9 protein-coding genes are annotated in these 6,245 nt (G+C 69.0%); 8 read left to right on the top strand and 1 reads right to left on the bottom strand.

Annotated features, from left to right (window positions below; all coding sequences use genetic code 11):
- The 8 genes from VFF46_RS03710 to VFF46_RS03675 form a co-directional block, all read left to right on the top strand.
- Positions 1-643 (top strand): acyl-CoA dehydrogenase family protein (locus VFF46_RS03710; RefSeq protein ID WP_325035580.1); only part of this gene is annotated, 643 nt, incomplete at its 5' end.
- On the top strand, positions 640-1,443 hold the full coding sequence (locus tag VFF46_RS03705; RefSeq protein WP_325035579.1) for an SDR family NAD(P)-dependent oxidoreductase: 804 nt from the start codon (positions 640-642) through the stop codon (positions 1,441-1,443). The genes VFF46_RS03710 and VFF46_RS03705, both read left to right, overlap by 4 nt.
- A gap of 25 nt (positions 1,444-1,468) precedes the next feature.
- Positions 1,469-2,497 carry a phosphotransferase family protein gene (locus tag VFF46_RS03700; protein ID WP_325035578.1) on the top strand — a complete coding sequence of 343 codons (1,029 nt, stop codon included), beginning with the start codon at positions 1,469-1,471 and terminating at the stop codon, positions 2,495-2,497.
- Positions 2,498-3,151, top strand: a complete 654-nt coding sequence (locus tag VFF46_RS03695) for a histidine phosphatase family protein (RefSeq protein ID WP_325035577.1) — start codon at positions 2,498-2,500, stop codon at positions 3,149-3,151.
- Positions 3,152-3,161: 10 nt separating this feature from the next.
- A complete protein-coding gene (locus tag VFF46_RS03690; protein ID WP_325035576.1) occupies positions 3,162-3,905 on the top strand; it encodes an SDR family oxidoreductase in 744 nt (247 codons plus the stop codon).
- Positions 3,906-4,853 (top strand): LLM class F420-dependent oxidoreductase, encoded by a 948-nt coding sequence (locus VFF46_RS03685; protein WP_325035575.1) that lies wholly within the window; start codon positions 3,906-3,908, stop codon positions 4,851-4,853.
- Between the two features lie 245 nt (positions 4,854-5,098).
- Complete coding sequence (locus tag VFF46_RS03680) at positions 5,099-5,509, top strand: hypothetical protein (RefSeq protein WP_325035574.1); 411 nt, start codon at positions 5,099-5,101, stop codon at positions 5,507-5,509.
- Positions 5,510-5,517: 8 nt separating this feature from the next.
- Complete coding sequence (locus VFF46_RS03675; RefSeq protein ID WP_325035573.1) at positions 5,518-5,949, top strand: hypothetical protein; 432 nt, start codon at positions 5,518-5,520, stop codon at positions 5,947-5,949.
- A 1-nt stretch (position 5,950) separates the two neighbouring features.
- Here the strand turns inward: VFF46_RS03675 and VFF46_RS03670 are convergent.
- Positions 5,951-6,245: hypothetical protein (locus tag VFF46_RS03670; RefSeq protein ID WP_325035572.1), on the bottom strand; the 295-nt coding region annotated here is incomplete at its 5' end.

The raw sequence follows: 6,245 nt of genomic DNA, 5'->3' as shown, positions 1-6,245 counted from the left end.
CCACACGATGGTGCTCGTACCGCGGGACGCCCCGGGCGTGAAGGTCGAGCGCCTGCTGCCGACGATGAGCAGGTACGACGAACCGTACGGCCACGGCGAGGTGTCGTTCACCGAGGTCCGGGTGCCGGCCGCGAACATCCTCGTCGGACCGGGCCGGGCGTTCGAGATCGCCCAGGGCCGCCTCGGTCCGGGCCGCGTGCACCACTGCATGCGGCTGATCGGCCTCGCGGAGAAGTCGCTCGAGCTCGCGCTCCAGCGCGGCACCAGCCGGACCGCGTTCGGGAAGCCGCTCGTCAACCTGGGCGGCAACCGCGAGCGGATCGCCGAGGCGCGGATCGCGATCAACCAGGCGCGGTTGCTGGTGCTGCAGACGGCGTACCTGCTGGACACTCAGGGTCTGGCCGGGGCGTTGAGCGAAGTCAGCCAGATCAAGGTCGCGGTGCCGCGGATGGCGCAGGACGTGGTCGACATGGCGATCCAGCTGCACGGCGGCGGTGGGCTGTCCGAGGACTTCCCGCTCGCGGCGGCGTGGACGAGTGCCCGGGCGTTGCGGCTGGCCGACGGGCCTGACGAGGTGCATCGTGGGGTGGTCGCCAGGATCGAGCTGGCGTCGTACCTGTCCGCCGTTCGGGAGGCCAAGTGAGCCGTGTCCTCGTCACCGGCGCCGCGAGCGGCCTCGGCGCCGCACTGGCCGCCCGTTTCGTTGCCGATGGCCACCAAGTGCTCAGGACGGACGTCGGGGCGGACGGCTCCGCGCCGTACCTGAAGCTCGACGTGCGGAGCCCGGCGGACTGGGACGCGGCGGTCGCCTGGTGTCAGGACAACTGGGGCGGCTTGGACATCCTGGTGAACAACGCCGGGATCGCGACCGGCGGCCGGATCGACGTCGAGACGCTCGACGAATGGGACCGGGTCGTCGACATCAACCTGATGGGCGTGGTCCGCGGGTGCCGGGCGTTCGTGCCGCTGTTCAAGCGGCAGCGGTCCGGGTACATCGTGAACACCGCGTCCGCGGCCGGGCTGGTGCATCCGCCGATGATGAGCTCGTACAATACCGTCAAGGCGGGCGTGGTCGCGTTGTCGGAGACGCTGTCGCACGAGCTCGGTCCGTACGGGATCAGCGTGTCGGTGGTGTGCCCGTCGTTCTTCCGGACGAACCTGGCCGACTCGATCCGGGGCGCCGACAGCGCGATGGCGGCGACCGCGCGGCAGCTGATCGAGAAGTCGCCGCGGTCCGCCGACGACATCGCGGCCGTCGTCGTTGCCGGCATCAACAAGAAGCGGCACCTGATCATCCCGGACCGGCCGGCGCGGCTCGCGTACTGGACGAAGCGGTTGGCCCGCCCGCTGTACGACCGGCAGATGCGCACGATCGCCGCTCGCGCACACGCACGTGCAGAGCGGACGACGCAGCCGGAGACGCCGTCGCCGGACGGGCGGTGACGGGGTGCCGGAAGGCGCTCGCGCGGTGCGTGACGAGGACGCGTTCGACGTGCCCGCAGTGGATGCTTGGCTGCGGCAACAGACCGTAGTACCGGACGGTCTGCCGGAGGTGAAGCAGTTCTCGGGTGGGGCCTCGAATCTGACGTATCTGTTGAGCTATTCGGGGCACGACCTGATCCTGCGTCGCCCGCCGGCTGGGACGAAGGCGAAGGGCGCGCACGACATGGGTCGCGAGTTCCGGATCCAGAAAGGGCTCAAACCGGTCTATCGATACGTGCCCGAGATGATTGCCCACTGCAACGACGAGTCGGTGATCGGTTCCGAGTTCTACGTGATGGAGCGGGTCGAGGGGACGATCCCGGGGCATCACGAACTGGGCGTCGAGCTGACACCGGCGCAGGCCCGGAAGCTCGGGTTCACGCTGATCGACACGCTCGTGGAACTGCATGCGGTCGATCCGGCGGCGGCCGGTCTGGCGGATCTCGGACGCGGATCCGGGTACGTCGAGCGGCAGGTCAGCGGCTGGTCCGAGCGCTACCGCAAGGCGAAGACGTGGAACGTGCCGAGCTACGAACGCGTGATGGCCTGGCTGTCCGCGAACCAGCCTGTGGATATCCGCACCTGCGTTATCCACAACGACTTCCGGCTGGACAACGTCGTACTGGCGCCCGACGACCCGCTCCGAGTGGTCGGCGTACTGGACTGGGAACTCGCCACGCTCGGTGATCCGTTGATGGATCTCGGCAGCGCGCTCGCGTACTGGGTGCAGGCCGACGACGACTGGGCGTTCCGCCGGTTCCGGCTGCAGCCGTCGGACGTGCCGGGCATGCTGACCCGCGCCGAGATCGTGGACTACTACGTGAAGCAGTCGGGGCTGCCTGTGGACAACTGGGCGTTCTACGAGGTGTTCGGGCTGTTCCGGCTGGCGGCGATCGCGCAGCAGATCTACTACCGCTACCACCACAAGCAGACCCGGAACCCGCGGTTCAAGAACTTCTGGCTCCCGGTCAACCTGCTCGAGCGGCGCTGCCGCCGGATCATCCGGCAGGCGTAGATGTCGGTCATCTACCTGATCCGGCACGCGCAGGCGTCGTTCGGTGCCCGCGACTACGACAAGCTCTCAACGCTCGGCGAGCAGCAGGCGACGCAGCTCGGCACAACCCTCAGCTTCCTGAAACCGGACCTCGTGATGTCGGGCTCGATGCGACGGCACCAGCAGACCGCGTCGCTGGCCGGGTTCACGGCGGAGGTGGACCCGGGGTACGACGAGTTCGATCACCAGGAGCTGATCGTCGCGCACAAACCGGCGTACAAGCGGCACACGGTGATGGTGGCCGACCTGGCGCGCAGCGGGAACCCGAAGCGGGCGTTCCAGGAGATGTTCACGGCCGCGACCCAACGCTGGATCGACGGCGGCGACGGGTATTCCGAGCCGTTCCAGGCGTTCTGCGAGCGCTCGGAGGCGGCGGTACGGCGTACTGCCGACCGGCTCGGGAAGGGCGAGACCGCCCTCGTCTTCACGTCCGGCGGGCCGATCGCGGCCGTCGTGAGCCGGCTGCTCTCCGGCGGTGACGGGCTGTGGACAAAGCTGAACCCGGTGACGATCAACACTGCGATCACGAAGGTCGTGTCCGGGCGCGCAGGGCTGACTGTGGTGAGCTACAACGAGCACGTCCACCTCGGCGCGGACCTGCTCACTTACAGATAGGACTCGCTCGATGCGACGGAACCTCCTGATCACCGGCGCCAGTTCCGGTCTCGGTGCGGAGATGGCGCGGCAGTTCGCCGCGAACGGGCACGATCTGGCGCTGACCGCTCGGCGTACCGATCGGCTGGAAGCACTCAGGGACGAGCTCGCCGCGAGTTATCCACAGGTCAAGGTCGTTATCCACAGCCTGGATGTGAACGATCACGACCAGGTGTTCGAGGTGTTCCGCGCGATCGACACCGAGCTGCCGCTGGACCGGGTCGTGGTGAACGCCGGCCTCGGCAAAGGCGCGCCGCTCGGCACCGGGCGGTTCGACGCGAACCGGGAGACCGCGCTGACCAACTTCGTCGGCGCACTCGCGCAGGTCGAGGCGGCGCTCGAACTGTTCCGGGCGCGGAACGCCGGCCACCTCGTGCTGATCGCGTCGATCTCCGCGCTGCGCGGCTTCCCCAAGACGGTCACGACGTACGCCGCGACGAAGGCGGGACTCGCGTCGCTGGGTGAAGGGCTGCGGCTGGAACTGATGGGCAAGCCGATCAAGGTCAGCACGATCTACCCCGGGTACATCCGGTCGGAGATGAACGACAAGGTCAACCACACGCCGTTCATCGTCGACACCGAGCCGGGCGTGCGGGCGATGGTGGCCGCGATCGAGGCGGAGAAGGCGAAAGCGTACGTACCGGCGCGGCCGTGGTGGCCGCTCGCCCAGGTGATGCGGGTTGCGCCGCTGCCGTTGCTGAAGAGGATGATCTGAATGCGCTGGGGGCTGACCGTTCCGTTGACCGGCGTACCGCTGCGTGAGCATCGCGCGCTGATCTCGGAGCTGCACTCGTTGGGGTACACGGACCTGTGGTCGGCGGAGGTGGCCGGCGCGGACGCGTTCACGCCGCTGGTGCTGGCGTCCGAGTGGGACTCGTCGTTGCGTCTCGGGACGGCCGTCGTCCCGGTGCACACGCGCGGTCCGGCGGCGCTCGCGATGAGTGCGGCGGCGCTGGCGGACCTCGCGCCCGGGCGGTTCGTGCTCGGGATCGGGGCATCGTCGGAGACGATCGTGACCGGGTGGAACGGGATCGCGTACGACCCACCGCTGGCGCGCACCCGCGACGTACTGCGGTTCCTGCGGCAGGCGTTCGCGGGGGACCGGGTGGACGGGGAGTTCGACAGCTTCACGATCCGGCGGTTCCGGCTGGAGAAGGCGCCCGACGTACCGCCGTCGATCATGCTCGCGGCGCTCCGTCCACAGATGCTGCGGCTCGCGGCCCGGGAGGCCGACGGCGCGATCACCAACTGGCTGTCCGCGGACGACGTCCGCCAGGTCCGCGCCGAACTCGGGCCGGACAAGGAACTCGCCGCCCGGATCTTCGTCTGCGTCACCGAGGACGCCGAGATGGCCCGCAACATCGGCCGCTACCTGATCGCCACCTACCTCACCGTCCCCGGCTACGCCGCCTTCCACGACTGGCTCGGCCGCGCCGACGCCATGCGGCCGATGCGCGAAGCCTGGTCCGCAGGCGACCGCAACGCCGCCATGGCCGCCGTCCCCGAGTCCCTGATCGACGCGCTGATAGTGCACGGCACCCCCGCCCAATGCCGCACCCACATCAACCGCTACCTCGAAAACGGCCTCGACACCCCCATCATCGCCACCCTCCCCACCGGCACCAGCCCCCTAGAAACCGCCCGCTCCCTAGCCCCCAACTAAACAAAGGACACCGCTCCGCGGCGACAGCCTTTCGGCGCCTCCGGCGCGCGGGAGGCGCTCCCGGATGGTGGTCCTGGCGAAGCTGAAGGTGGATCCGCCGAAGGCGTCCAGGTGGTCCGCCGGGCATATATGCGCCGACCAGCAAGGACACCGCTCCGCGGCGTCCGATCCGCCGGACGCTGGGCTGGGGGAGTTGGCGGCGGGGTGTGCACCGTGTACGCTGTGTACACGGGATGGAGGGTGCGATGAGTTCGCAGGTCGAGTATCGGAGTGTTCGTGAGGCGCGGGAGCACTTCAAGGACATCTTGGATGCCGCGGATGACGGTCGTCCGGCGACGGTGACGCGGGACGCGCGCCGGGTGGCGGCGGTGGATGCGGATCGGCTGGTGCACTTTCTCACCAGCGTGCATCCCTCTGGTGCCCAGGCGGTCGCTGAGAACGACGGCTGGTCGATCATGATCCCGGGGCTTCCGGTCGCCGCTGACGGTGCGACTCTCGACGAGGCGGCGGCGGAGATGGTCGACGCGCTCCGGGCGTACGCCGAGGAGTGGGCCGACCACCTGCGCCTGGCGCCCAACCACGCCGAGAACTGGGGACTCGTACAGATCGTCGCGCTGTCGTCGGACGAGCAACTCCACGCCTGGCTGCTGGCCTGAGGCCCACCGTGAGCGAACAACGTCGCCCAGCAACCCGTACGGATCACCAGAGCTTTTGTGTCGTCGAGGGCTGGACCGAACGCCGGCGCGCGACCGGCAGGCGGGGCACCCACCACGTGAACTACGAACTCCCGCTACCCGACGGCCGCATCCTGTACACCCGGATCAGCCACCCCGTCGATCGCACGGACTACGGCCCGTCCATCTGGGCGCACATCCTGCGGGATCAGCTCGCCGTGACGGCCGACGAGTTCTGGGCCTGCGTCGACGACAAGGTGCTCCCGGACCGGCAGGGACCGCAGGCTCCTGTCGAGGCGATCCCGGCGGGCGTCGTCAGGGCGCTGATCGTCGACGTTCGGATGCCCGAGGCCGAGGTGCGTGCCTTGACCAAGGCGCAGGCGGTGCAGCGGCTCGCCGAGTTCTACACCACGGGGCAGTAGGTCAGGTGAGGCGGTGTTGCTTGAGCCAGGTGGTGGCTCGGCGGGGGGAGGCTCGGGAGAGCCAGGCGTCCTGGATCACTTCGGTGAGTTCTTGTTTGGAGAGGGAGCCGAGGTCGCGGGCGCGGATCAGGACGGAGGGGTGGCCGTCGAAGTGGGGGGTGGTGAAGAACGGGGTGCCGTCGGAGAGCAGGGCCTGTTTCTCGGATTCGGACTCGACCCAGATCATGATCACGTCGTCGTACTTCTCGCCGGTGACCGGGTCGACGGCGTCGGGGCGTGGGGTGCGGAAGAAGACG

This window comes from Kribbella sp. (assembly GCF_035655035.1).
In the GTDB taxonomy this organism is placed as follows: domain Bacteria; phylum Actinomycetota; class Actinomycetes; order Propionibacteriales; family Kribbellaceae; genus Kribbella.
Note: the sequence above shows the minus strand (reverse complement) of the source record. Positions and strands in the feature narration are given on the sequence as shown.

Coding starts and splice junctions, on each gene's coding strand:
- VFF46_RS03685 (WP_325035575.1), top strand. CDS start 3,906: ATGCGCTGGGGGCTGACCGTTCCGTTGACCGGCGTACCGCTGCGTGAG.
- VFF46_RS03680 (WP_325035574.1), top strand. CDS start 5,099: ATGAGTTCGCAGGTCGAGTATCGGAGTGTTCGTGAGGCGCGGGAGCAC.
- VFF46_RS03690 (WP_325035576.1), top strand. CDS start 3,162: ATGCGACGGAACCTCCTGATCACCGGCGCCAGTTCCGGTCTCGGTGCG.
- VFF46_RS03695 (WP_325035577.1), top strand. CDS start 2,498: ATGTCGGTCATCTACCTGATCCGGCACGCGCAGGCGTCGTTCGGTGCC.